The sequence below is a fragment of the Vibrio sp. 99K-1 genome (assembly GCF_013114585.1).
Lineage (GTDB): Bacteria > Pseudomonadota > Gammaproteobacteria > Enterobacterales > Vibrionaceae > Vibrio > Vibrio chagasii_B.
This window is the reverse complement of the sequence record NZ_VTXF01000005.1, coordinates 41,109-64,378: the sequence shown is the minus strand read 5'-3', so window position 1 is coordinate 64,378 and position 23,270 is coordinate 41,109. Positions and strand designations below refer to the sequence as shown.

Genomic DNA, 23,270 nt, shown 5'->3' with positions numbered 1-23,270 from the left:
CACGGCACGTGCAACATTGCAGTCATAACAACAAATATGTTTAGCAAAAAGACTTAAAACGTCAGTGCAAGGAGCCGCATTATGGAAAAGCCAAATACAAACCAACGTAAGAAAGTCATACATGTGGTTCAGCACCTAGCGCCAGGAGGTTTAGAAACACTCACTCTCGACTTGTTACGTCTTGCAAAGCCACTCGACCAAGTACTAATCGTTAGCTTAGAAGGAACCAAAGATAAGGCGATAAAAAATTGGCCGAAACTACAACCGTATCAAAATCAGATCGTGTTTTTAGATAAAGCACCGGGTGTTCAATTCGGTATCATCGTCAAACTCATTAAAGCTTTTAAAGCAATACGCCCGGACGTCGTCCATACGCATCACATTGGTCCATTGCTCTACGCTGGATACGCCGCGAGAGTTTCAGGCGTCCCAACACGTATCCATACAGAGCACGACGCATGGCATTTAAAAAACAACAAACGTCGAAGACTCCAAGCCCTTGCTTTAAAAGCCGCTCAACCGACATTAGTTGCCGACGCGACCCGTGTCTATGACCAACTTCGTCATACTTTTTCATACAACAATATCATCACCATAAAAAACGGTGTCGATTGCGATAAATTCAAGCCAACGCCCAAAGCGATTGCTCGACAAAAGCTCGAATTACCTAACGATAAACACATCGTTGGCTGTGCTGGACGCTTAGAACATGTGAAGGGACAAGACCAACTCATCAAAGCGCTCTCCTTTCTTCCCGCTAATTTCATTGTTGCGTTCGCAGGTGACGGCTCAAAGCGAACCCAATTAGAAGCATTAACGACAAAACTTGGTTTACACGAACGCGTAATATTTCTGGGGTTAGTTGAAGACATGACCACATTTTATGGCTCGCTCGATACTTTCTGTCTTCCTTCACGACACGAAGGTCTGCCCCTGTCTACGTTAGAAGCGCAAGCTTGCAATATTCCTACGGTAGCAATGGATGTTGGTGCAATTGATGAAACGCTATGTCCAATTAGTGGCACGCTGGTAAAAAAAGGAAACATTATTGAGTTAGCCAACGCGCTGCTAGAGGGTCAGCAGCAACGCTTCCTATCACCGCGCCAATATGTGCTCGACAACTTCGATATAGTGAAAATGGTCGCGTCTTACGACAATATTTCTCAAGGAGCTTGCGCATGATTGATTGGGTATTAGCCGGTTTGTGTTTGTTTTCAGGAATGTTGATTGTCTATCACCATGCAGCGTATCCGATCCTTTTACGATGGTATGCGAAAGGCCATCCAATACGTCAAGTAGAAGAAAGCCATCGCTGCTACAAAGATGAAAAACAAGATTGTACGTTACCAAGCATCACTATTCTGGTACCGGCATTTAACGAAGAGCAATGGATAGCGGATAAAATCCGTAACCTAGCATCATTGGATTACCCGAAGAAAAAACTTACTGTAATCATTGCTTGTGATGGGTGTACGGATAACACCGTTGAAATTGCTCAAATGACCATCCAAGAAGCAATATGCAGTGACATCCATTTCGAGATACATGATCACACTCAGAACCGAGGTAAAGTCTCAGTAGTAAACGAAGAAGTGACAAACATAACCAGCGATATCACAGCACTTAGTGACGTGTCAGCCCTGATATCATTGGATGCACTTTTAATTGCCGCTGCTCACTTCGAAAGTGACAAGGTTGGTGTCGTTAACGCTACTTATCTGTTATGCCCTACAGGAAACGAAGGTGAAAACACCTATTGGCAATATCAAACGGCGGTGAAACAGTGTGAAGCATCTTTGGGGTCCAGTTTAGGTTCTCATGGCGCCTTCTACTTATTTAGAACATCACTTTTCGAGCCACTGCCACTCAATACCATTAATGATGATTTCATTTTACCGATGCAAATCGTCAAGCAAGGCTATATCGCCGAATATGAAACTCAAATGGTTGCACTGGAGCTTGAAGAGTCGAACCTCAAAACCGACTTCAAACGTCGCTTACGTATCTCGGCAGGTAACATGCAGCAAGCCATCCGATTATTCGGCTTGTTCAGCCCTAAGTTCAAAGGCATCGCTTTCGCTTTCTTTTCAGGTAAAGGGCTACGCCTACTGACCCCCTATTTGATGATCATGTGCTTAGTGTGTTCAGCTCTCCTAAATCACTATTTAGTGTTCGAAGCGCTGCTGTGGGCACAGATTGCGATATACACCATTGGTTTACTTGGCTGCATATTACCTAAGCGCCTAGTCAACAAACCTATTTCATTAATTTCTTATTTAGTCGTTGGGCATTATGCCAACTTCATTGGCGGATTACGCTACTTATTCGGACTTGAAAGCTCACCTTGGACTCGAGCAAATCGTTAAGGATTGACCATGATGAACATTGACCAACTATCAAATCACAACCTTTACCAATACAAAGTCTCTCGTGCGAAGCGTACCTTCGATTTTGTCGCCTCATTGGTTGCACTTATTATTCTGTCGCCAGTGTTCCCTATCATTGCCCTAGCGATTGTTTTTACTTCTCGTGGTCCAGTGCTTTATCGCCAGCTTCGTGTCGGTAAATCAACACCAGAGAAAATGGAAATCTTTGAGATAATGAAGTTCCGTAGCATGTACGAAGATGCTGAGTCTCGCTCCGGTGCGGTTTGGGCGACACAAAACGACCCTAGAATTACACCTGTCGGTCGTTTTTTAAGAAAAACTCGCCTTGATGAAATCCCTCAGTTATTCAATGTGCTAAAAGGTGAAATGTCTTTAATTGGTCCGCGTCCAGAACGTCCTACTTTCTACACTAAGTTAGAAAACGAGATTCCGTACTTTGCAGACCGTACCTACGGCGTTATGCCCGGTATCACGGGTCTAGCGCAAGTCAATCAAGGTTACGACACTTGTATTGACGATGTTCGTCGTAAAGTTGGATTCGACCACAGCTATGCATTGAGCCTTTGCTCGGTCAAATCTTGGATTGCAACAGACCTAAGCATCATAACCAAAACGATCGTCGTTATGGTTGATGGCCGTGGGCGCTAAAATAGACTTTGCATTCAATTACCAGTATCGAACTACTCTAGTCCCTCACTTTTTGATTTATGTCCTATTAAAACCAATGAGTCGTTAATTGCTCATTGGTTTTTTCGATTTTATATACCATCTGGTATACGATGCGGACTAATTGACCCAATTATCTACGCTAAGTCGGCCGTCACTATGAAAATTGAAGATCTTAAACTATTCACTACCGTTGTTGAGCTTGGAAGCTTTACCGCTGCCGCGAAGGCTCTCGATCTTCCGCGAGCAAATGTCAGTCGACGAATCAATGACTTAGAGAAATCACTTAATATACAATTGTTCTTCCGTACGACGCGAAGCCTATCCGTTACCAAGTCTGGCGAGCTGTATTACAACGAACTGCTGAAGGCATTAAGTGCTTTGGAAAAAGCCAATCACGTTGCGTCGAACTTGTTGGAAGTACCTCACGGTCGAGTCAAGATCGGTTTGCTTCCAGAGACCGGTGATATTGTCCAAGCCACCCTATTCAAGTTCCAAGATCTCTACCCAGAAATAGAGCTCGATATTCGCAGCATCAGTAACGGTTTTATCGACATGTATCGCCAAGGGTTAGACCTTGCGATGCATGGTGGTCGTTTGAGTGATTCTAATGTTGTCGCGCGTAAGGTAATGGATTTGCAGCGCATTTTCGTTGCTAGCCCTGAATACATTGCTAAATCGGGTAAACCTACAACGCTTGAAGAGCTGTCTAAATTTCCGTTTGTCTGTTTCCGTTGGCCAAGTGGTGATGTTGATAAAGAGTGGGAAATATCAGGACAAATTGTAAAGGTAGAACCCTCTATCGTTAGTGATAGTATCGGCTTTGTGAAGGGTGCATCTACCCGCCATCGAGGCATCGCCTTATTACCTCTATTGATGGTGAGACAAGAGCTTAAAGAAGGGTCACTGATTAACCTTTTTCCTGATCACACCATGCAACAAGAAGAAGCTTGGTTGTTGTACCCGCAGCGCAAAGCACTCAGCCACGCAAGTCAATTATTGATTGATTTCTTGTTACAAGAACTGCCAAATCTCTAATTATTGTCACAAATAGCATGACAGTGTTATACCGTTAGCACTGATTATCTCTAGTCTTCATCTCGATAGAATTGCTCCATCAATATTTAGGAGCAATTCATGATGTCCATCTATCGCTACTCTCTACTCGCAGCCACTCTTCTCCCTCTTATCGGTTGCAACCATTCTGTTTCTACGGAGCCAACTGCAGATTCATCTAAAGTAACGGAAGAACGCCCTATTCAAGTCATCCAACTTGAATCTGCATCTCAACAGTCGAGTAAAACCTTCACAGGGAAGCTTCAATCAGTAGAAACCGCAGGCGTGGCATTTCGTGTTCCCGGTACCATACAAAAATTGCTAGTTAAAACGGGGGATCGCGTGCAAAAAGGTCAGCCTATCGCTCAACTCGACCCACACGATTACCAAGTTGCTTTAGAAGAGTTGCAAGCTCGCGCTTTAGAAGCGAAATCTGCACATAAGTTAGCAAAAGCCGAATTAGCCCGCGTTAAACAAGCGATTGCTGATGATGCTATTGCTAACGTAAACCTAGACCGTGCAATCAGCGGTTACGAACGCAGCGAAGCCGCAGTTAAGGTAGTAGAACAAAACATTCGTCGAGCGAAAGATTCGGTGCGCTACACCCGCTTATTAGCGCCTTTCGATGGTGTGATTGCTTCATCAAACTTCGATCAATATGAACAAGTGCTTCCTGGTGTAGCTGTGTTTACTATTCATAAGCCGGAACAGCTTGAAGTGACCATCGACGTACCAGAAAACTTGATTCACCAATTCGAAGCTGAACAACAAGCTACCATCAGTTGGTATCACGCAAAAAAGTCTATTACTGGTCATGCGACTGAAATCTCCACACTCCCTCACCCAATAAAACAGACCTATTCTGTGACTTATCGTTTGGATGATTTAACTAATACAGACTCTCGTAACCTATTACCTGGTAAAGCGGTGACGCTCACCACTGATTTAGGTGAAAGTAGCAACAATTTCTGCCTACCTTACTCATCAATTGTTAATCAGTCTGGCGATGAACAAGTGTTTGTTATCAAGGGCTCACAAGCTGAATCCGTGCCGATCAACATTACCTCTGTGAGAGAAAACAGCGCGTGTGTCGATTCAACTTTAAATGATGGCGATTTTGTCGTCGTAAGCGGTGCGCAATACATCAAGGAAGGCCAGCATTTCTCATCCATCCAAGTTAAAGAGCTGTAGGTGAACACCATGAACTTAGCTGACTTTTCCATAAAGCAACGAACCTTTGTCCTGTTCTTCACCGCGTTAAGCGTGATTGCTGGGCTCTATTCTTATTTTGATCTAGGAAAACTTGAAGACCCAAGCTTCACCGTAAAAACGGCTGTCGTCGTCACTCTCTACCCTGGAGCTTCGGCTGAAGAAGTTGAGCAACAAGTCACGGATACGGTTGAAACCAAACTTCAAGAAATGGCGACTTTAAACCGACTACGCTCGCTTTCTCGTCCAGGCATGTCGATGGTGTTTGTCGATTTGAAAGAGTCGCTAAACTCAAAAGAACTCCCACAAGAATGGGATCTACTTCGTCGTAAAGTATCAGACATGAAGATGCTCCTACCGAGTACTGCGCAAATCAGCATAGTACAAGACGAGTTTTCTGAAGTGTACGGGATGCTTTTCTCAGTTTACGGTAAAGACGCGACTCCATCAGAGCTTCGTAGTTATGCGGAAGAGTTACAACGTCGCATTAAAACCGTCGATGGCATTAAAAAAGTAGAATTGCATGGTGTCCAACCGCGCGTTGTTCATATTGATATTCCTGATGAACGTTTGGCGCAGTACGACTTATCTATGGCGCAGGTATGGAGCCAGTTAAACACGCAGAACACCACGTTTGACGCAGGTAAGTTCTCTGCGGGTAGCGAACGAATTCGAGTTCAGCAATCAAGCCAATTCACTTCTTTAGCGGACATCAAAAACCTGATGATTAAAGGTGGCGTAAGTGATTTAGGTACTGGCCTTATCCGTCTTGGCGATATTGCTGATGTGACCATGGGCTATCAAGAACCGATGATGACAGAAAACCGCTACAACGGTATACCAGCTGTGACGCTTGCCATGAGCCCTGTGTCTGGTGTGAATGTCGTATCTCTAGGCGATGACATCAATCGAATCGTCAATGAGTTCCAAGCATCGTTGCCTCTGGGTGTAGAAGTCGCCACCGTTGCCAATCAACCTGAAGAAGTTCAAAAGTCGATAGATAACTTCGTAAGCAACCTACTTGAAAGTGTTGCGATTGTATTTATCGTGCTATCCGTTTTCATGGGCTTAAAGAGTGCAACCATTGTTGGCTCTAGTTTACTACTTACGATTCTGCTGACGCTCATCTATATGAACATCGCAAACATCGACTTACACCGTGTGTCTCTCGGTACCTTTATCCTTGCTCTGGGCATGTTGGTTGATAATGCAATTGTGATTACCGACATGATGATCGTGAAGATTAACAAAGGTATCGACCGAACGGTTGCAGCTATCGACTCAGTAAAAGAGACGGCAACACCGCTGTTTGGCGCGACCGTGATTGCAATTATGGGTGCGAGCCCGGTTATCTTCTCTCAGACAGATGCCGCTGAATTTGCGAGTTCAGTATTCTTGATCATCGCCTCTTCACTACTGCTGTCATGGTTTGTCGCAATGACGTTTACCGCGCTAATGTGCTGGATGTTCATTAAGCCAACTGAGCAAAAAACCGATACAAAAGTCAGCTTGTACCGAAAGAGCGTGAACTGGACCGTCGATAATCCAATTAAAGCACTGTCAGCACTGATACCTTTGATTCTGGTTACCGCGCTAGCGATTCCAAGCATTGCGATTAATTTCATCCCGCAAGCAGACCGTCCAATCTTGTTCCTTGATTACTGGCTCCCGAATGGCGCAAAGATCGAACAAACGTCACAAGATATGGAGCGTATTGAAGCCTGGTTATTAGAACAACCAGAAGTGACCAGTATCTCTACCTATGTTGGCGCTGGTGCACCACGATTCTCAGTAACGATCGAGCCAGAACCATTCGTCCCTGCGTATGGCCAAATATTGATTAACGCGACCGATTATCCATCACTCAGTACCTTAATCGCTCGTGGTGACAAATGGCTTGCAAAAGAGTTTCCAAACGCGAACCCAAGGTTCAGAGGTTTGAAGCTTGCGACATCAGATAAATTCAGCGTAGAAGCGCGCTTCTCTGGCCCTGACGTTGCTGTACTGCATGATTTATCTAACCAAGCTAAAGCGATTTTTGAAGCGCACCCTGATACCAAGTATGTGCGTGATGACTGGCGACAAAAGAGCAAAGTGCTTCAGCCGATCATCAACCAAGATAAGGTTCGCCAAGCTGGTATCAACCGCGCTGATAGCGCATTCGCAATGAAGCGTGCTTCTGAAGGCATGCCGCTAGGACGCATGAACCTAAACGATGAACTCATTACGATCCAACTTAGACGCACAGATCGTAGCCTTCAATCACTAGAGACATTGCCAGTTCGCTCACTATTGGGCTTACATAGCGTACCTCTCGGCCAAGTGGTGGATGGGTTTGAACTAACAAGCGAAGAGACCATGATTTGGCGTCGTGATCGTGTGAAAACCATCACCGCACAAGCCGGTGTTGGCCGCTACACCACTCCGGCTGCTGTAAGAAATGCCGTCATTGACGATATTGAAGCTATCGAACTTCCGCCAGGTTACAGCCTTGAATGGGGTGGCGAATACTATGACGAACATAAAGCAGTGAGTGACATCCTCAAGCAACTACCAAAAGCGATGTTGTTGATGGTGATCATTCTAGTCGCGATGTTTAACGGCTTTAAGCAACCTGTGATTATCTTCACCACATTACCGCTTGCAGCAACGGGGGCGACATTCAGCTTGTTGTTATTGGATAAACCTTTCGGCTTCATGGCTTTGATTGGTGCAGTCACCCTAACAGGCATGATCATCAAAAACGGTATTGTACTGATGGACCAAATTGAACTGGAACGCACCAATGGTCGTACTCTGTCGGATGCCATTAAAGAAGCAACCGTGAACCGTACCATGGCGATCTCAATGGGCGCACTAACAACGGCTCTTGGTATGATCCCGCTACTGACGGATCTCCTATTCGACCAGATGGCGGCAACGATTATTGGTGGTTTGGCGGCTGCAACCGTGTTGTCTCTGTTCGTTATGCCCGCGCTATACAAACTGTTCTATCGAGCAGAAGAAACAGTGAGTATTTCAGATGCTATAAAGGATGCTGTTGTTGTGCTTGATACGACACCTAGCAATACAGGTAACCAACAAACTAACGTCACTCAATAAGGAGCAGTAAACATGTATCGATTACCTAAGTTTAAAGTGGCTCCTATTGCGCTAGCCTTGTTACTTACCGGTTGTGCGGTTGGCCCAGATTACGAGGAGCCACAAACCACAATGGCAGAAACCTTCTTGTACAGCCAAGACAGTGAAAGCCACAGTGAGACGAATCAACAGCAGAACCATTGGTGGACTCAGTTCAATGATCCGACACTCAACCAGTTAGTTTCTGATGTGCAAAGCCAAAACATACCACTCAAACTAGCTGCTGAACGGATCAATATGGCGAACTCTTATAAGAGTGTTGTTGAATCTTTTAAAGTACCGACCGTAAATGTCGGTGGTGGTTACTACAACTACCAACTGAGTGAGAATGACTCCCTACTCGGCCCCGTATTTGGTGCCTCTGATGCGGTTGAATCAGCAACCGGTATGTCATTGTTGGAGGCACAACACGATGGCGGTTTTCTTGGCGCGAGCATCGCGTGGGAAATGGACCTGTTTGGACGCATCGACAGACAAGCAAACGCAGCTTCGATTCGTGTCGAACAAGCCGAAATCTTCCAATCGGGGTTAAATACCTTAATCACCGCAGACGTGATCCACAACTACCTTCAATACCGTGGCGCTCAAGAACGCAAAGCAATCGCCATGGAGAACATACAAGACCAACAACAAACACTTGAACTCGTAACCAAAGTGGTTCGCAGCGGTTATGGCTCTGAATTAGATCTGGCACAGGCCAAAGCAATGCTTGCCGCAACAGAGTCGATTGTTCCTCAACTAGAAATTGCAGAACAAGTTCACAAGCAGCGTATGGCTGTATTGCTAGGCGAGTCACTTTCGGACGTTAATCAGCGTTTGGCGGGTGACTATACTCTTCCAAGAATGAAAGATGTTATCCCAACAGGCATCCCTTCAGATTTGTTAGAGCAGCGCCCAGACATTCGCATCGCAGAGCGTGAAATGGCCGCTATCAACGAAGAACTTGGTGCGAGTATTGCCAATCGTTATCCAAAGTTCTTCTTAACAGGCACACCTGGCGTTACCGCTGGAAGCTTTGACGACTTATTCAGCAGCGATTCATTCGGTTGGGCTGCGTCAGCGGGTATTAGTTGGAATGTGTTTGATGGTGGCCGTGGTGAAGCTATGGTCGAGATGAACGAAGCGAGATTCCGTTCAGCAGCACTTAATTACCAACATTCGGTAGACAGCGCATTCGCTGAGGTAGATTCAAGCTTATTCGCGTACGGCCGCAGCCAAGAGAATCAAAAGCGCATTGATGAAGCCACCCTCGCTGTTGATAACGCCGTCAGCAAGGCAAAATCCTTGTACAAGGCTGGCCTTGTTGATTACTTGTCTGTGTTAGATGCACAAAGACAACAAAAGATGATGCAAGACCGCCAAGTAGCCGCCAAGCTGCAAACCGCGAACACGACTATCGCTGTATACAAAGCACTCGGTGGTGATTGGAAAGTCTCTAACAATACAGAAAATGTCGAGTTAGCTGCTATAAATTAAGAGACCGACACGCAATTCACCGAAGCAATAAGCAAAAAATACCGCTGAATCAATCAGCGGTATTTTTCCATTCAAACAAACGTGACTACTTAGCTTGGTTGCGCTTCGCCCACTCTTGTACGGCATCACCCATCGTTAATCCCGCTGAGCTTTTCATCCAAAGCATGAAATCACGATCAAACTTAAACTGCTCACCAAATTGGGATTTAAAATATCGACGGACATTCTGAGTCGTTTTATAGCTATCTGTGATTAACGTATTCTCATCTATCTGATTTTTGTGCCAATCAACCTTTGTCATGTACTCTAATTCCTCCTTGAAAATAAGCGATTCAAATTGCGCCACAACAGCGTCTAATTACACGTTTCTTGGTGCGAACATAATAATCGCCATACCAAGCAGCGCAACCGAACCACCAACTAGATCCCAAGTTGTTGGTTTCTCACCATCGACAAGCCACAGCCATACCAGCGCGACTGAGATGTACACACCACCGTAAGCCGCATAAACTCGCCCTGTTGCTGTAGGGTGCAGCGTGAGTAGCCAAGCAAATGCGGCAAGGCTGATGGCTGCCGGGATCAGTAACCAGACACTCTTGTCTTCCCTTAGCCAAAGGTAAGGTAAATAACACCCTACTATTTCCGCTATCGCCGTAAGTACAAAAAGACCTACCGTTTTTAATTCAATCACAACTTACCTGTACTTTTTATAACCCACTAGCTCCAGCCATTTGGAACATTTTCATCATTATCATACTCTGCGTGACACACTGAGCACCTGAAATAACTAATTTGAGACTTAGACTTTTGAGTTCCCAACAACACACCGAACACGATGTTCAACACATGCGACTTCAACGTATTTTTATCTAGTTGTTTCGCTTCAATTTCTGCTGAACTTAACCTTATATGGGGCGTCTCTTTATTGCAGTTCCCGCAATGCAATATCTTCTCGCTAACAGACATATCCTTATCCTTTTTAACGTATGTTTGTTGAGTATTAAAACGTCTTTATCTTTTCGTGATTATAAACTCATCATGGTTTCAGGACAGCCTTCAAACCTTGCGCGTCTTTACAACCAATATAGATATGTTTTCCATCGCTTAAGCTTAGCTTTAACGCTGAGCCTGTCGATGCGTTATACAGCCATCCATCGCTCAACATTCGGATACCAATACCTTGATACCACTTAGTTTGATAAAACGATGTGTCGACAATATCAGATACCTTCACAACCTTACGCCAAAAACCAAAACCGAAATACCAAGTCAGCGTGTCGCCTTTGAGCTCAATCGTCATGGAGAAAAAGAGAATCGCAATTAAAGCGTTTATCGACAGGGCAAACAAGGCTCCGAAGCCGTTGTCAGATGTAAATACAATAAACACGCTAAGCACAATGAGGATCAAGAGCAACCCTTTGTTGAGCTCCTTGCTATAAAACATACTTCAAACTCCTTTTGTTAGAGGTGTTGGTAAGCTACGTAATCTTATCTGAAGGCCAGCCTTCTAACCATTCGAGTCACGAAATGTGCGCAGACTCCAACAGCGACGCCAATGATCATCGCCTTGATGCTACCCAGCCAAAGTATCAAACCCGAGTAACCTTGTGCTGGCCCTAAACCATCGTTTCTGGTCACATCGGTGAACATGAATCCATTCCACCAAACATGTAACAATACCGTAGATAGATGCATACAAATGGCAATGGTTCCAAGTAACGCATGCCTGTCAGCAGCGCCATCTCGGCAAAATGAGAAAACGAGAAAAAAGGTAAAAATTAAAGGTGCAGACAACACCAAAGAGACAGTGAAAGCTTCTAACCCACTCTCGCTTCCATAACTATAAGTGCTAAACACCATGGCCATTGATAGCAAAAGCGGCACAAGTGCAGTCCATGTTAATCTGTTCATTTCAGTTCCCTGTCTTAGTAGTTAGCTTGAAGAAAAATTCGATAATCGACAGGGAACGTTAATTACCAAAATTTGAGCATCTGAAACTTACTTATATCTAAATAACTCGATAGAAAACTCAGTCTTCGGTGAATCTCATGTAACGAAAGTCTTAAGTCTTTGGGTCAACCTACATCATTTTGCGCACTTTGTTTTTGTTTCGCACAGATTATTGCTTGCTTAATCTTCGCCTTATGGTTCTCTTCCCACTGAGCCAATGTTAACGAGGCTTCTTTATTAGCTTTATCTGAAGCCATTAAAAATACCTCATCTTTTCTGAACTTAGGAATAACAGCAACACCCTCGATATCAGCCACAATGATATCTCCGGTTGAGACGTTTACGCCTCCACATCTAATTTCAGTACCTAGTTCAGAATAGATCTCTTTTTTTCCCGGAACTGGATGAACACCTTTAGCAAAAACTGGGAATTTCATGTCTGTAATTTCAGCCAAATCCCGAATAACACCATCAATAATGAAACCTTTTATGCCTCTACGCTTAGCAACTGCGCATACGTTGCCTCCTGCAACTGCATATTCGCTATCAACACCATCGACGACAATAATTGAGCCTTTTGGTGCTTCATATATTGCAGAATGAAGCATTAAGTTATCACCAGCAGCTAATTGAACCGTAAAAGCTTCGCCACAAATTCGCGGCATGTCCTGCCAAAGAGGACCAATATTGAAATCCATAAAGTACTGATTACCCAATATGTTTCCGTACTCGGTTGTCGCTAATGTAGAAAAGTCTTGCTTCATATTTACACTCCTTGTCCAGGGTATCCTTAAGCCTCAAATACAAGTCACGGGCTCTCATTTCAACCCCGTTCTATACACTTTGAATTTTCGTAATTCATTAATGTTACTTACTGTAGCGCTTATTCTGTTGATACTCTGCGTATTTATTAGAAATCCATTGATGAATATGAAGCTCTGTTTTACGAACCAGATACCAATCTATCGCCGCTAAACGACCAAGCCTATTACAGTTCCCACCTATTCACTCCATATACACTTATTGGTAGATCAATCCCAAGTTAAGACTTGTACTTGCGGCCATCTAGCTTTGTAGCCCGCCGTCATTGTGTTGTAGTTCTGTTCGGTCATTGCTCGCTTATTTGGCTTGATCAACATGTTAAATGCGTCTTCTAATCCGTAAGGTGCAAATATCCTGATGTGATCTGACCCTTCTATGGTGAAGCCAATAGCAAAAGCAGATAACCAAGATTCAATACCTTGCTCAACACAGTCATATGGCTGAATGGAACATCCGAACTTCGTCGAATAGCGCTCATGTATAGTTGCTTGGTTTTTTACATCAACATCTACGGAATGACTTAACCGTGAGCGAATGCGGCTTTTAAACTCATCTTCACTGGCGATCTGAGAACTATCAAAATAAACGATATCAAAATCCTTCACCTGATCGAGAAGTGGCTTATTTTCAATGCTATTCCAGATCACTTGAGTAATAGCGCCACCAGCAATATAGAAGTTTGGCAACCCTACTTCTCGACACACTTTAGCTGTCTCAATTAGCTCAGGAACTTGATGGATTAGATATTCAAGCTGTTTATTCATATTGGCCTATTAGAGCATGCTAAAGGTGAAGAAGAACTGAAGCAGATTGTGAGCAGATGCCTACAGCGCGAGTTTGAACCCTTCGTGTGTTGCTTTGAATCCAAGTTTCTCATAGAACCTGATGGCATCAGGGCGCTGCTTGTCACTTGTTAACTGAACGATTGTACAGCCTTTGTTTTTTGTCAATTCGATAGCGTGTCCGAACATTTGCTCACCGAAACCTTGTCCACGATAGTCACTATGGATTCGAACACCTTCGATAAGACAGCGCCAACTACCAATATGCGTTAGATACGGAATAAAGGTTAGTTGAAGCATCCCGACCTGAGCGCCTTCCAGTTCAACAACCAGTAATTCGTTATTTGGGTCTCGTGCAATCGCTTCGAACGCTTCAATATAGCCACAATTCAACGGAATAGACGCATCTTCTCTTTTACTACCAAGCGGGTCATTTGAAAGCAAAGCAACAAGACTTTCCAAATCTTCAAATTCAGCTGAACGATACTTTAATTCCATCTATAAATCCTTTTACTTGTGACTACTAACGCCACATAAAAGTATGAGCAATGCGACGACAAAGCTTAACCTTACCACCCTAAAAACCGAACTCAACTATTGGATGGAAAATGACATGCTTGGGAATCACTCTTAAACAGATTGTATGGAGAATGTTACCAGCGCTCTGCATCCCAACGGTCATACCTAAAGCTATGAGCATGACCAAAACCATCAATATCGGGGAATAGAGTTAAGTACCTAATATCAAACGTACCCTCTAACTCTTCAAGAAGTACTTTTTTAACTTCTGGGGTTATAGCAATCGGTAAGTTAGCCTCAGGATCTGTATCCAACGTTAGACTTCCCATTGCGTTCTGCGAAACTGAGCTATATAAAAATTGCCCACCTTGAGCTGCAATACGCTTCGTTACCGTTGGTGGTTGCCACGTTTGCGGATTTTCATATTCTTCTAGATCCTCGAAAATTTCCGTATATTCTCTACTTTCAACTTTATTCTCACCACCACCAAGGAAGTCTGAGTGAACACCCAGCAATAAGCCGGTCGCTTGAGGTTCTGATGAACAACAAAACCACAAGCCAACAAGAAGATTTCGCGAAACATCAATTAGCCGAGTAGCGGCACCATGATGTTGGAGTTTAGCTAATAGCTCAAAATCAGATAGCTCTCTACCATTTTCAAATCGATAACCTTGATGTGTTGCGTGTTCAAGCAAGTACTTTTCATAACTTTGCATGCTCGATTCTGTAACTTCACCTCGATTAGAAAGTCGGCGAAATGCTGAGCTATGTATAGGCCAACAAATATCAGCCTGTCCTCGCCATAAGTACACATTTCGACGGTCTTCAGCATGTTTAGACACATAAGATAGTAGCTCAATTAAATTACTCGGCTGAGCTACTGTTCGGAATAATTTTGTATCGATATAGTTCATTAATTCCCCTAACGCCCTGTTAAAGGGTAAGCAACGCAATACTGAAGCCGCCGCATACCACCTTAATCACTTAAACCAACGCATGGTAAAAATGCCACGCGTTGCGAATCCCTCTTGAACAGTTTGTTATGTGTAATTTTTTCCCTTGAGTACTAACCTTACAATCTCACCGATAGAAGTGATGTACAGGCTCGCACCTCCACTCGTTTCGTATTTCTCACAGTCATCGTAACAATCGCTATCTTTAACTACCACAGGTTCAAAATACACATCGACTAAGCCAGTGTTAATAAATGTATTTTCAGAATTAAAATCAATCGGTTCTGACGACTCACTAGCAAACTCTAAAAAATCACCAATAAACATACTATCGATAATTCGACTAATTTTTAAAAATTGATTGTATGTAATTTCTCCAACAAGAAACTCAGAGAAGAATATTGCTATGATTTTACTCGTATAGTGGTCTTCTGCTTTCTCTATGATATAGATAAGCTTCTCTCCAACTTTTACTTTGTAGTCATCCGAGTTATCAATTGAATCGATCATACTTCGGCGCTGTTCTACCGGAATATCAGACAACTCAGAAAGGAATGATATAAGCTTTTTCGTAAACAGAGCATCACGCACGCTACCAACCGCATTAATACCACCTACAAGACTAGAAAGAATCGGTATGTCTCTTAGTACTCCGTTATCTAAAATTGGATCTATACCAACTTCACCAAGATTTACAGCTAAATTGCTCAGATCATCTTTTTTAAGAGATTCTTCTAACGACTTTGAAAGCTTCACTTTCTCTTTTCCCAATGATTACACATAACGCCCTGTTGAGGTGTGAGCAACGCCATACCAAAGCCACCGCATACCACCTTAAACACTAAACGCAACGCATAGTAAAAATGCCACGCGTTGCGAATCGATCTTAAACAGATTGTTATATGAATATCTCCCATAGCCCAATGTTGTATCTACGGCAAATGAGATACTCTCCAAACTTTCTCATAAAGTAAGAGTTTACGTGTTTATAAAGCAATGCCCTTTTTAAACGTGGGTTATCAATTGAATATATTTGACCGCCATCAGTCGACAACTTCACCTTTATAGATAGGTCTACGATATTAAAAACCATATCGCTAGCTTTACCACTGCTGAACCTGAATATATTTACATCCGGATCAATGTTAAACGTAAAAGAGTCTGAAGTACTCAATACTGTAGGCTGAAAATTTAAATTTTCAACAGGCCAACTTGAGCCATTGCTGTAAGCCCATTCTATTGTCTCAACTCGAACATCTCTCTCATCACGATTAGCTACCACTATTTCGCTCGCAGAAATAGTAGGTGGATCACCAACCGGCAAGTTTGCATCTAAACACACATACATGTGAGGATGTTGGTATCGAAACCTGTCTTCCCTTTCTAAACGCTTCAATGCCAAGTCCTGCATTTTTAGCTCGTTACTTTGTTTCCGGTTTTTGATTGAATTCCACAATGACCATATTGCTAACCCCATGGTAATCATGGGGAGGTATGGTTTCAAAGGTTCAAATAGTTCAATCATTTCTCTTCCATTATCACTGTGGCTGGGTGTTTATTAGGTTTATATAACGCCCAATTAAGGGGTGAACAACGCCTCCACCCAACCTAATGCATTGTGCCATAAACACTATATTTGAAGTAGAAGCAAAAATGCCAAGCGTTGTGAATCCCTCTTAAATTGCTTGTTAGCAGTGTTCTAACGTCTTACCGCTGTTACTGTCACTTCAATAAGTACGTCACCTTCTAACGCAACACCTAGGCACGCTCGTTGAGGCCAGTGTTCTGGATTTTCACCCAACCACTCACACCAAACTTTATCCATTTTAGGTTTATCTGGCATATTGGCGATAAACACTTGCGCAATTACTATTTGAGTTTTGTCAGAGCCCAATTCTTTAAGGTTTTGTTCTATCGTTTCTAGCGTCAGTTTAGTTTGACCAACTATATCCAGAGAAGTGTCTGATGATGTTGCTACCGTCCAAACCAAGTCTTTATATGCTGAGGACTTATTCCGACCTTGATAGACACCCCGCTTCCTTTCGATCATTTTGTTCTCCTTGAACTGCTAACAGCTATTAGACAGAGAAATTCTGCACTTAAACACAGAATCATTCTATCTAGTTTCATATGCAAGGTACTCTAGCACAATTAATTTCATTATTTCAGTGACTTAAAACATAGATAGGTACATCGAATAACAAAATATAGAATATTTCCATATAGTATGAATCTAGCGAAAATCGCTCGCACTGTATATACTCCCAGATCTACTAACCATGTTGAGAGCACAAAAAAGCCTGCCATCTATGCGAACATAAATGGCAGGCTTTATACGTTAATTAGACTCGTGAGTGGCTAGATTATGCAGCTTCAAATGCTAGAGCTTTCTTTTCAACTTGGCGGAAGATCAGCGTTAAAATACCGTTTACTGCTAGGTAGAATGCGCCAGCAATACCGAACACAGTTAGTGTGTCGTAGGTTTGGCCGTTAATACGCTGCGCGTAGCCCATCAAATCCATAATGGTGATGGTACTTGCCAGCGATGTGCCTTTGAAGACTAAAATTACTTCGTTCGAGTAAGCAGGAACGGCGCGGCGTAGTGCGTATGGCAATAGCACTTTAAGGGTCGCGATTTTGTCCATACCTAGTGCACGACATGCTTCCCACTGCCCTGCAGGAATCGCGTTGAATGCACCTCTGAACAGTAGCGTGCTGTATGCCGCAGTGTTCAAAGCCAATGCTAACATTGCACAGAACCAAGGTTGGCTAAGCCATATCCACATGAAGCTTTCACGAATCCAATCGAACTGACCAGGGCCGTAATACACCAAGAAGATCTGAACCAGTAATGGTGTACCGGTGAACAAGGTGATGATGCCGCGTGTTACCCAGTGAATCGCAGGTAATCTTAGGATCAGTGTTACCGTCATCAGCAGCGACAAGATACAACCAACAAGCAGTGACGCGCCTGTGAGTTGAAGACTGGTCGCTAAACCTTCAAGCATTTGAGAGAGGTATTGTTGATTCATGCCATTGCCCCTTTGTTACCCAAACCTTGAATAGAGAACTTACCATCAATCACTTTTACTGCTCTTTGCGTGATCAATGTGATGATTAGGTAGATAGCTGCCGCCGTTGCGTACCAAGTAAATGCTTCGTGCGTTGCTGCTGATGTTAGTTGCGCTTGCTTCAGAAGATCGGTTACGCCAATCAGAGAAACCAATGCGGTATCTTTCAATAGAACCAACCACTGGTTCGTTAAGCCTGGTAATGCGTGTCTTACTGCTTGTGGCAAAACAATTCTGAAGAATGCGTGCGATTGTGGAATACCCAATGCACTCGCCGCTTCTCTCTGCCCTTTACTTACCGCTTTCAAAGCACCACGAATGGTTTGTGAAGCGTAAGAAGCGAAGATAAGTGACAACGCAACAACACCAGATAAGAACGGGCTTACTTCAATAAAATCACCAGTGATCATGAAGAGCACTTGCGTTGAACCAAAGTAGATAAACAAAACTACCAAGATTTCTGGTAGACCACGTACGATTGTCACGAACGCGGTTGTCGGCCATTTGATTGCAATGCGACGAGACATTTCACCGCCAGCAAACATTACCGCTAAAACTAATCCAACCAATAGGCTTACGAATGCAAGCTGAATAGTCATCCAGCTTGCCTCGACGAGCCCTAAAGAGTAACCCGTTAATTCCATAAATTACTTACCGAAGTACTTGTTGAAGATCTTGTCGTACTCGCCGTTTGCTTTAACTGCTGCAAGTGCTGTGTTCAGTTGTGCAACTAGCTCTGGGTTGCTCTTGTTTACTGCGATACCAAAACCATTACCAAAGTACTCTTGGTTTGTTACTTGGTCGCCAACGTACGTTAGGTTGTCTTCTTTCTTAAACCATTCAGCTACTACCGCTGTGTCACCGAATACAGAATCGATACGACCGTTTTTCATGTCGATGAATGCATCTTGGTAGCTTGAGTAAGGAACAGCTGTCACACCTGGCAGTTGCTCCAGAAGGTAACTTTGGTGAGTAGAACCGTTTTGAACACCGATACGCTTGCCTTCTAATGCTGCTTGGTCTGCTACTTTGCCTTCAATAGAGATGAATGCTGCAGAGTTGTCGTAGTAAGCGTCAGAGAAGTTTACCTGTTGAAGACGTGCTTCAGTGATGTCCATTGCAGAGATAGCCGCATCGTAACGTTTGAATTTAAGAGCTGGGATCAGGCTATCGAATGCTTGGTTGTGGAAAGTACACGTTGCTTTCATCTCTTCACAAAGTGCGTTTGCTAGATCAACGTCGAAGCCTTGGATTTGGTTGTTCTCATCCATGTATTCGAATGGTGCATAAGTCGCTTCCATTGCGAATTTGATTTCTTCTTGAGCTGCTGCATTGAAAGAAGCAAGGCCGATAAGTGAAGCTAGTAGAATCTTTTTCATTTTGTTACTCCGAATACATTGTGATAGTGGCCTGTGGCCATTCTTATAATTTGATTGTTTTAATCGATGTTGTGTTTAGGTAAATCTAGTCAGTGACTTAGTGAGTCAAATACTCAGCAAACTCTGGAGTCTGCGGATTAATAAATGCGTCGCTAGTGCCGTGTTCCACGATGTAACCCTTCTCAAGGTAAAGAACGTGGCTCGCAATCTTCTTGGCGAAGTCAACTTCGTGAGTCACTACCACCTGAGTAATCCCGGTGCCGCTTAGCTCTTTGATGATGCTAACAACTTGGTTGGTGATCTCTGGGTCAAGAGCCGCTGTTGGTTCGTCAAATAGCAATACATCTGGCTTCATCATAAGAGCACGAGCAATGGCGACACGTTGTTGCTGGCCACCTGATAGTTGTAACGGCCAAGCGTCTGCTTTGTCTGCAAGCTGTAACGTTTTCAAAACCGTTTGCGCTTGTTTGATCGCTTCTTGCTTATCTAGGCCTGCAACCTTAGTTGGTGCTTCAATCAAGTTTTCCATTACCGTCATGTGTGGCCACAAGTTGTATTGTTGGAAAACCATGCCGACTTTACGACGAAGTTTCAGCCCCTGCTTCTCTTGGATCTGGCTAGAAAAATCGAATTGCTCATTCGCAATGTCTAGCTCACCGTTATCCGCAATTTCTAGCAGGTTCAAAACACGCAGTAGTGAACTCTTACCGGCGCCGCTTGGGCCAAGCAGGACCAAGGTTTCACCACTCTCACAGTTAAAACTGATGTCGTGAAGAACTTGGATATCGCCGTATGATTTATTGATGCTCTTTACTTGAATACTCATGCCAAAATACTGCATTAATTGTCATTTGTTGGTTATTCTATTTAAACTGAACTTTTATGCAAGAAAAATGTATAAAAAATTAATTTGTTGAATTTTTGTAACAAATATTGCACAAAAAACAGCCTCATTAACTGCTCCTACCTCTTTTTCATCCAAGCTATTGAAAACTCGGATATGACACCAAAAAGCAAACGTTTATATAAATCCAAACCCACTTAATCAGCGAAGGTAGTAGACTCTTAATTGAACCTATAAACCTGAATAAAAATCAGGGGTAACCACCCTATTATTACTCTGACAGGAGCGAATAAGTGTGCTTAATTTTTCTTTTGTTTAGCTTTCCACGTACGCATCGAATGCACACGAGTTATTGAAAATTGAGTTTCCTAGGAAGCGTGACGCTCCAATAAATGCTTTAATGGCATCTATTCTCAATAACTAGCACTTGCCAGCGAACAAGACGTATTACAAGTAACCAGTCATCTATTCTTAAAGCGACAAACACTAAGGCAATCATATGCAAAACGATGTCTCTTCTACGCTTGAGGCTACTCAGCGACAGACTCAACAGAATCCAGAATCAAAACCAGAGAAGAAAAGCCTCAGCATTTTGCTTGAGCTGATTAAATTTATTCAACCTTACAAAGGCCGCGTGATTGCAGCTCTGATCGCTTTGATCTTCACAGCGAGCTTAACCCTTTCAGTGGGACACGGTATTCGCCTTCTTATTGACCAAGGTTTTAGCCAACAATCGTTATCAGACTTAGGTAGCGCAATCCAATTCATCATGGTTGTGGTGGTATTGATCTCTATTGGTACCTTCTTCCGCTTCTATTTGGTGTCTTCTGTAGGCGAACGCGTGAGTGCAGATATCCGCCTATCCGTCTTCAATCACGTGGTAACACTCCATCCGAGCTACTTTGAAACCAATGGCAGTGGCGACATCATGTCGCGCATTACAACAGACACCACCCTGCTTCAGAGTATCATCGGCTCTTCGTTCTCGATGGCGATGCGCAGCGCGCTAATGTGCCTTGGTGCAATCATCATGTTGTTTGCCACCAACATTAAACTCACGCTTATCGTGCTGGCATCGGTGCCGTTTATCTTGATTCCAATTTTGGTTTACGGGCGTCGTGTAAGAGCGCTATCACGTAAAAGCCAAGATTCGATGTCAGACGTCGGCTCTTATGCGGGCGAAGCGATTGAGCACATCAAAACCGTGCAGAGCTACAGCCGAGAAGCTCAAGAGAAAGCATCATTCGCGCTTGAAGTAGAAAAGGCTTATGAAATTGGTCGTCAACGCGTAAAACAGCGCGCGATTCTTATCTCTGGCGTGATTGTTATCGTGTTCAGTGCGATTGCAGGCATGCTTTGGGTGGGTGGTACTGATGTTATCAACGGCACAATGTCCGCCGGCGATCTGGCTGCATTTGTCTTTTACGCGATTATGGTCGCTTCATCCCTAGGGACAATTTCTGAAGTGATGGGCGAATTGCAACGCGCAGCAGGTGCTACTGAGCGTTTAATTGAGATTCTGCAAGTGGAAAGCCACATCGTTGCCCCAGTCGAGAATCCAACATCGCTCGATAACTTAACGCCAGAAGTCGCTTTTGATAATGTGACCTTCTGTTACCCGTCTAGACCTGATCAACCAGCAACAAGCAACCTGTCGTTAACCGCGCACGAAGGTAAAGTATTGGCGTTAGTTGGCCCATCTGGTGCAGGTAAAACCACCCTATTTGAATTACTGCAACGTTTCTACGACCCTCAAATGGGTAAAGTGACGCTTGGTGGTGTGGAACTGAATCAGTTTGACCCGAATGAACTAAGAAAACAGATGGCGCTTGTTCCTCAACAGCCTGCTCTATTCAGTAACGATGTGTTCCATAACATTCGCTACGGCAACCCAGAAGCGACCGATGAACAAGTGATTGAAGCCGCGAAAAAAGCACACGCACATGAGTTTATTCAGAACCTACCCGATGGGTATCATAGCTTCCTCGGTGAGCGCGGTGTAAGGCTTTCCGGTGGTCAACGTCAGCGCATTGCGATTGCACGTGCCATCTTGAAAGATCCTAATATTCTGTTGTTAGATGAAGCGACAAGTGCTCTAGACAGTGAAAGTGAGCATCATGTTCAGCAAGCATTGGAAGAATTAATGCGCGGCAGAACAACGATCATCATCGCCCACCGTTTATCGACAATCAAACACGCAAACCAAATTGCAGTACTCGATCAAGGACAGCTTGTAGACATCGGCAACCACCAGTCGCTCATCAACAGCTGTGAACTTTACCAACGCCTGGTTGAACTCCAATTCAAACACCTGAGTGACGAACCTGCTAATAACTAACAGCCAAGTCTCTGACAACGTGTGATTTCTAGCTTCAAAAACTTAAATCACACGTGTTGCAGTTTTGTTAAATTAGCGGTAGGGTTTTTATTCCAATGAAGGATAAATAACAATAAGAGAGTTCGCATGGAAGCATTATTATCTGACTACCCGGTAGTAACAGAAATCCCAGTCGCTTGGGGAGAAATGGACGCACTCAATCACGTCAACAACGCTGTGTATTTTCGCTACTTTGAAACCGCTCGCTTAGATTTCTTTAAGCACGTAGAGCTAATGGAAGAGATGGCAATTACCAAAGTTGGCCCTGTTCTTGGCGACACTTATTGTAAATATTTCCGACCTGTCACCTACCCTGATACTTTGATGGTGGGTTCACGAGTCACCGATATTCAAGACGATCGGTTTACCATGGAATACGCGATCGTCAGTAAAGCGCAACAAAAGCTGACTACTGTTGGTACAGCGACTATCGTGATGTTCGACTTTGCATCGAACCAAAAAGCGCTGCTGTCACTGCGCCTAACCAGTGAAATTGAACGCATGAACACGCTTAAAAGCCCATGCTTCAAACAAGAAGCAGTAACGGAATAAACGATTCGTTAATTCAGACCGAATTAGAAACCTCAGATATAAAAAAAGCCACTCGTTTGAGTGGCTTTTTGTTTCTTGGTTCACTG

General features: G+C 43.7%; 24 protein-coding genes. 9 read left to right on the top strand and 15 right to left on the bottom strand.

Annotated elements, in window-relative coordinates; all coding sequences use genetic code 11:
- Positions 1-81: 81 nt before the first annotated feature.
- The 7 genes from F0228_RS05570 (at position 82) to F0228_RS05540 (ending at position 9,935) form a co-directional block, all read left to right on the top strand.
- Positions 82-1,182: a glycosyltransferase gene (locus F0228_RS05570; protein WP_061034081.1), complete on the top strand. Its 1,101-nt coding sequence runs from the start codon at positions 82-84 to the stop codon at positions 1,180-1,182.
- Complete coding sequence (locus F0228_RS05565; protein WP_171731186.1) at positions 1,179-2,366, top strand: glycosyltransferase family 2 protein; 1,188 nt, start codon at positions 1,179-1,181, stop codon at positions 2,364-2,366. The genes F0228_RS05570 and F0228_RS05565 overlap by 4 nt, the downstream gene beginning before the upstream one ends.
- A 9-nt stretch (positions 2,367-2,375) precedes the next feature.
- Positions 2,376-3,035 (top strand): sugar transferase, encoded by a 660-nt coding sequence (locus F0228_RS05560; RefSeq protein ID WP_032498275.1) that lies wholly within the window; start codon positions 2,376-2,378, stop codon positions 3,033-3,035.
- A 177-nt stretch (positions 3,036-3,212) separates the two neighbouring features.
- Positions 3,213-4,091, top strand: a complete 879-nt coding sequence (locus tag F0228_RS05555; RefSeq protein ID WP_171761982.1) for a LysR family transcriptional regulator — start codon at positions 3,213-3,215, stop codon at positions 4,089-4,091.
- A 99-nt stretch (positions 4,092-4,190) separates the two neighbouring features.
- Positions 4,191-5,300, top strand: coding sequence for an efflux RND transporter periplasmic adaptor subunit (locus tag F0228_RS05550; RefSeq protein ID WP_171731187.1), 1,110 nt, complete (start codon positions 4,191-4,193; stop codon positions 5,298-5,300).
- Positions 5,301-5,309: 9 nt separating this feature from the next.
- The gene (locus F0228_RS05545; protein WP_171731202.1) at positions 5,310-8,420 is read left to right on the top strand and encodes an efflux RND transporter permease subunit; all 3,111 of its coding nucleotides are present in this window, start codon (positions 5,310-5,312) and stop codon (positions 8,418-8,420) included.
- Positions 8,421-8,432: 12 nt separating this feature from the next.
- A complete protein-coding gene (locus F0228_RS05540) occupies positions 8,433-9,935 on the top strand; it encodes an efflux transporter outer membrane subunit (protein WP_171731188.1) in 1,503 nt (500 codons plus the stop codon).
- A gap of 85 nt (positions 9,936-10,020) precedes the next feature.
- Here the strand turns inward: F0228_RS05540 and F0228_RS05535 are convergent, their stop codons facing one another.
- From F0228_RS05535 to artP, 15 genes are all read right to left on the bottom strand, one after another.
- The gene (locus tag F0228_RS05535) at positions 10,021-10,236 is read right to left on the bottom strand and encodes a DUF6434 domain-containing protein (RefSeq protein WP_171731189.1); all 216 of its coding nucleotides are present in this window, start codon (positions 10,234-10,236) and stop codon (positions 10,021-10,023) included.
- A 57-nt stretch (positions 10,237-10,293) separates the two neighbouring features.
- Positions 10,294-10,626, bottom strand: a complete 333-nt coding sequence (locus tag F0228_RS05530; protein WP_171731190.1) for a YnfA family protein — start codon at positions 10,624-10,626, stop codon at positions 10,294-10,296.
- A 345-nt stretch (positions 10,627-10,971) separates the two neighbouring features.
- The gene (locus F0228_RS05525; protein WP_171731191.1) at positions 10,972-11,379 is read right to left on the bottom strand and encodes a hypothetical protein; all 408 of its coding nucleotides are present in this window, start codon (positions 11,377-11,379) and stop codon (positions 10,972-10,974) included.
- 44 nt (positions 11,380-11,423) lie between these two features.
- On the bottom strand, positions 11,424-11,846 hold the full coding sequence (locus F0228_RS05520; protein ID WP_171731192.1) for a hypothetical protein: 423 nt from the start codon (positions 11,844-11,846) through the stop codon (positions 11,424-11,426).
- 164 nt (positions 11,847-12,010) lie between these two features.
- The gene (locus tag F0228_RS05515) at positions 12,011-12,649 is read right to left on the bottom strand and encodes an RraA family protein (RefSeq protein ID WP_171731193.1); all 639 of its coding nucleotides are present in this window, start codon (positions 12,647-12,649) and stop codon (positions 12,011-12,013) included.
- Positions 12,650-12,916: 267 nt separating this feature from the next.
- Complete coding sequence (locus tag F0228_RS05510) at positions 12,917-13,471, bottom strand: nucleotidyltransferase family protein (RefSeq protein WP_171731194.1); 555 nt, start codon at positions 13,469-13,471, stop codon at positions 12,917-12,919.
- Positions 13,472-13,531: 60 nt separating this feature from the next.
- Positions 13,532-13,987, bottom strand: a complete 456-nt coding sequence (locus tag F0228_RS05505; RefSeq protein WP_171731195.1) for a GNAT family N-acetyltransferase — start codon at positions 13,985-13,987, stop codon at positions 13,532-13,534.
- A gap of 155 nt (positions 13,988-14,142) precedes the next feature.
- On the bottom strand, positions 14,143-14,922 hold the full coding sequence (locus F0228_RS05500) for an FRG domain-containing protein (protein WP_171731196.1): 780 nt from the start codon (positions 14,920-14,922) through the stop codon (positions 14,143-14,145).
- Between the two features lie 126 nt (positions 14,923-15,048).
- Positions 15,049-15,717, bottom strand: a complete 669-nt coding sequence (locus tag F0228_RS05495) for a hypothetical protein (protein WP_171761981.1) — start codon at positions 15,715-15,717, stop codon at positions 15,049-15,051.
- A 142-nt stretch (positions 15,718-15,859) separates the two neighbouring features.
- Positions 15,860-16,486, bottom strand: coding sequence for a hypothetical protein (locus F0228_RS05485; protein ID WP_061034095.1), 627 nt, complete (start codon positions 16,484-16,486; stop codon positions 15,860-15,862).
- A 174-nt stretch (positions 16,487-16,660) separates the two neighbouring features.
- Entirely contained in the window at positions 16,661-17,011 is a 351-nt protein-coding gene (locus F0228_RS05480) for a RidA family protein (protein ID WP_171761979.1), read from the bottom strand.
- Between the two features lie 313 nt (positions 17,012-17,324).
- On the bottom strand, positions 17,325-17,993 hold the full coding sequence (gene artM / locus F0228_RS05475) for an arginine ABC transporter permease ArtM (RefSeq protein ID WP_171731872.1): 669 nt from the start codon (positions 17,991-17,993) through the stop codon (positions 17,325-17,327).
- Positions 17,990-18,676: an arginine ABC transporter permease ArtQ gene (artQ, locus tag F0228_RS05470; protein WP_171731873.1), complete on the bottom strand. Its 687-nt coding sequence runs from the start codon at positions 18,674-18,676 to the stop codon at positions 17,990-17,992. Before artQ ends, artM begins: the two co-directional genes overlap by 4 nt.
- Before the next feature lie 3 nt (positions 18,677-18,679).
- Positions 18,680-19,411 (bottom strand): arginine ABC transporter substrate-binding protein, encoded by a 732-nt coding sequence (locus F0228_RS05465; protein ID WP_102424729.1) that lies wholly within the window; start codon positions 19,409-19,411, stop codon positions 18,680-18,682.
- Positions 19,412-19,508: 97 nt separating this feature from the next.
- Entirely contained in the window at positions 19,509-20,237 is a 729-nt protein-coding gene (gene artP, locus F0228_RS05460) for an arginine ABC transporter ATP-binding protein ArtP (RefSeq protein WP_116870621.1), read from the bottom strand.
- A 517-nt stretch (positions 20,238-20,754) separates the two neighbouring features.
- Between artP and F0228_RS05455 the strand changes: the two genes are divergently transcribed.
- Positions 20,755-22,593: an ABC transporter ATP-binding protein/permease gene (locus tag F0228_RS05455; protein WP_171731875.1), complete on the top strand. Its 1,839-nt coding sequence runs from the start codon at positions 20,755-20,757 to the stop codon at positions 22,591-22,593.
- Between the two features lie 126 nt (positions 22,594-22,719).
- Positions 22,720-23,184: an acyl-CoA thioesterase gene (locus F0228_RS05450; protein ID WP_008217785.1), complete on the top strand. Its 465-nt coding sequence runs from the start codon at positions 22,720-22,722 to the stop codon at positions 23,182-23,184.
- The last annotated feature ends 86 nt before the right edge of the window (positions 23,185-23,270 follow it).

What these genes read in the sequence shown, in the direction of transcription:
- F0228_RS05450 (WP_008217785.1), top strand. Translation starts at nt 22,720, where the DNA reads ATGGAAGCATTATTATCTGACTACCCGGTAGTAACAGAAATCCCAGTC.
- F0228_RS05480 (WP_171761979.1), bottom strand. Translation starts at nt 17,011, where the DNA reads ATGATCGAAAGGAAGCGGGGTGTCTATCAAGGTCGGAATAAGTCCTCA.
- F0228_RS05485 (WP_061034095.1), bottom strand. Translation starts at nt 16,486, where the DNA reads ATGATTGAACTATTTGAACCTTTGAAACCATACCTCCCCATGATTACC.
- artQ (WP_171731873.1), bottom strand. Translation starts at nt 18,676, where the DNA reads ATGGAATTAACGGGTTACTCTTTAGGGCTCGTCGAGGCAAGCTGGATG.
- F0228_RS05570 (WP_061034081.1), top strand. Translation starts at nt 82, where the DNA reads ATGGAAAAGCCAAATACAAACCAACGTAAGAAAGTCATACATGTGGTT.
- F0228_RS05560 (WP_032498275.1), top strand. Translation starts at nt 2,376, where the DNA reads ATGATGAACATTGACCAACTATCAAATCACAACCTTTACCAATACAAA.
- F0228_RS05520 (WP_171731192.1), bottom strand. Translation starts at nt 11,846, where the DNA reads ATGAACAGATTAACATGGACTGCACTTGTGCCGCTTTTGCTATCAATG.
- F0228_RS05565 (WP_171731186.1), top strand. Translation starts at nt 1,179, where the DNA reads ATGATTGATTGGGTATTAGCCGGTTTGTGTTTGTTTTCAGGAATGTTG.
- F0228_RS05455 (WP_171731875.1), top strand. Translation starts at nt 20,755, where the DNA reads ATGCAAAACGATGTCTCTTCTACGCTTGAGGCTACTCAGCGACAGACT.
- F0228_RS05540 (WP_171731188.1), top strand. Translation starts at nt 8,433, where the DNA reads ATGTATCGATTACCTAAGTTTAAAGTGGCTCCTATTGCGCTAGCCTTG.
- F0228_RS05515 (WP_171731193.1), bottom strand. Translation starts at nt 12,649, where the DNA reads ATGAAGCAAGACTTTTCTACATTAGCGACAACCGAGTACGGAAACATA.
- F0228_RS05555 (WP_171761982.1), top strand. Translation starts at nt 3,213, where the DNA reads ATGAAAATTGAAGATCTTAAACTATTCACTACCGTTGTTGAGCTTGGA.
- artP (WP_116870621.1), bottom strand. Translation starts at nt 20,237, where the DNA reads ATGAGTATTCAAGTAAAGAGCATCAATAAATCATACGGCGATATCCAA.
- F0228_RS05525 (WP_171731191.1), bottom strand. Translation starts at nt 11,379, where the DNA reads ATGTTTTATAGCAAGGAGCTCAACAAAGGGTTGCTCTTGATCCTCATT.
- F0228_RS05500 (WP_171731196.1), bottom strand. Translation starts at nt 14,922, where the DNA reads ATGAACTATATCGATACAAAATTATTCCGAACAGTAGCTCAGCCGAGT.
- F0228_RS05545 (WP_171731202.1), top strand. Translation starts at nt 5,310, where the DNA reads ATGAACTTAGCTGACTTTTCCATAAAGCAACGAACCTTTGTCCTGTTC.
- F0228_RS05550 (WP_171731187.1), top strand. Translation starts at nt 4,191, where the DNA reads ATGATGTCCATCTATCGCTACTCTCTACTCGCAGCCACTCTTCTCCCT.
- artM (WP_171731872.1), bottom strand. Translation starts at nt 17,993, where the DNA reads ATGAATCAACAATACCTCTCTCAAATGCTTGAAGGTTTAGCGACCAGT.
- F0228_RS05505 (WP_171731195.1), bottom strand. Translation starts at nt 13,987, where the DNA reads ATGGAATTAAAGTATCGTTCAGCTGAATTTGAAGATTTGGAAAGTCTT.
- F0228_RS05510 (WP_171731194.1), bottom strand. Translation starts at nt 13,471, where the DNA reads ATGAATAAACAGCTTGAATATCTAATCCATCAAGTTCCTGAGCTAATT.
- F0228_RS05535 (WP_171731189.1), bottom strand. Translation starts at nt 10,236, where the DNA reads ATGACAAAGGTTGATTGGCACAAAAATCAGATAGATGAGAATACGTTA.
- F0228_RS05465 (WP_102424729.1), bottom strand. Translation starts at nt 19,411, where the DNA reads ATGAAAAAGATTCTACTAGCTTCACTTATCGGCCTTGCTTCTTTCAAT.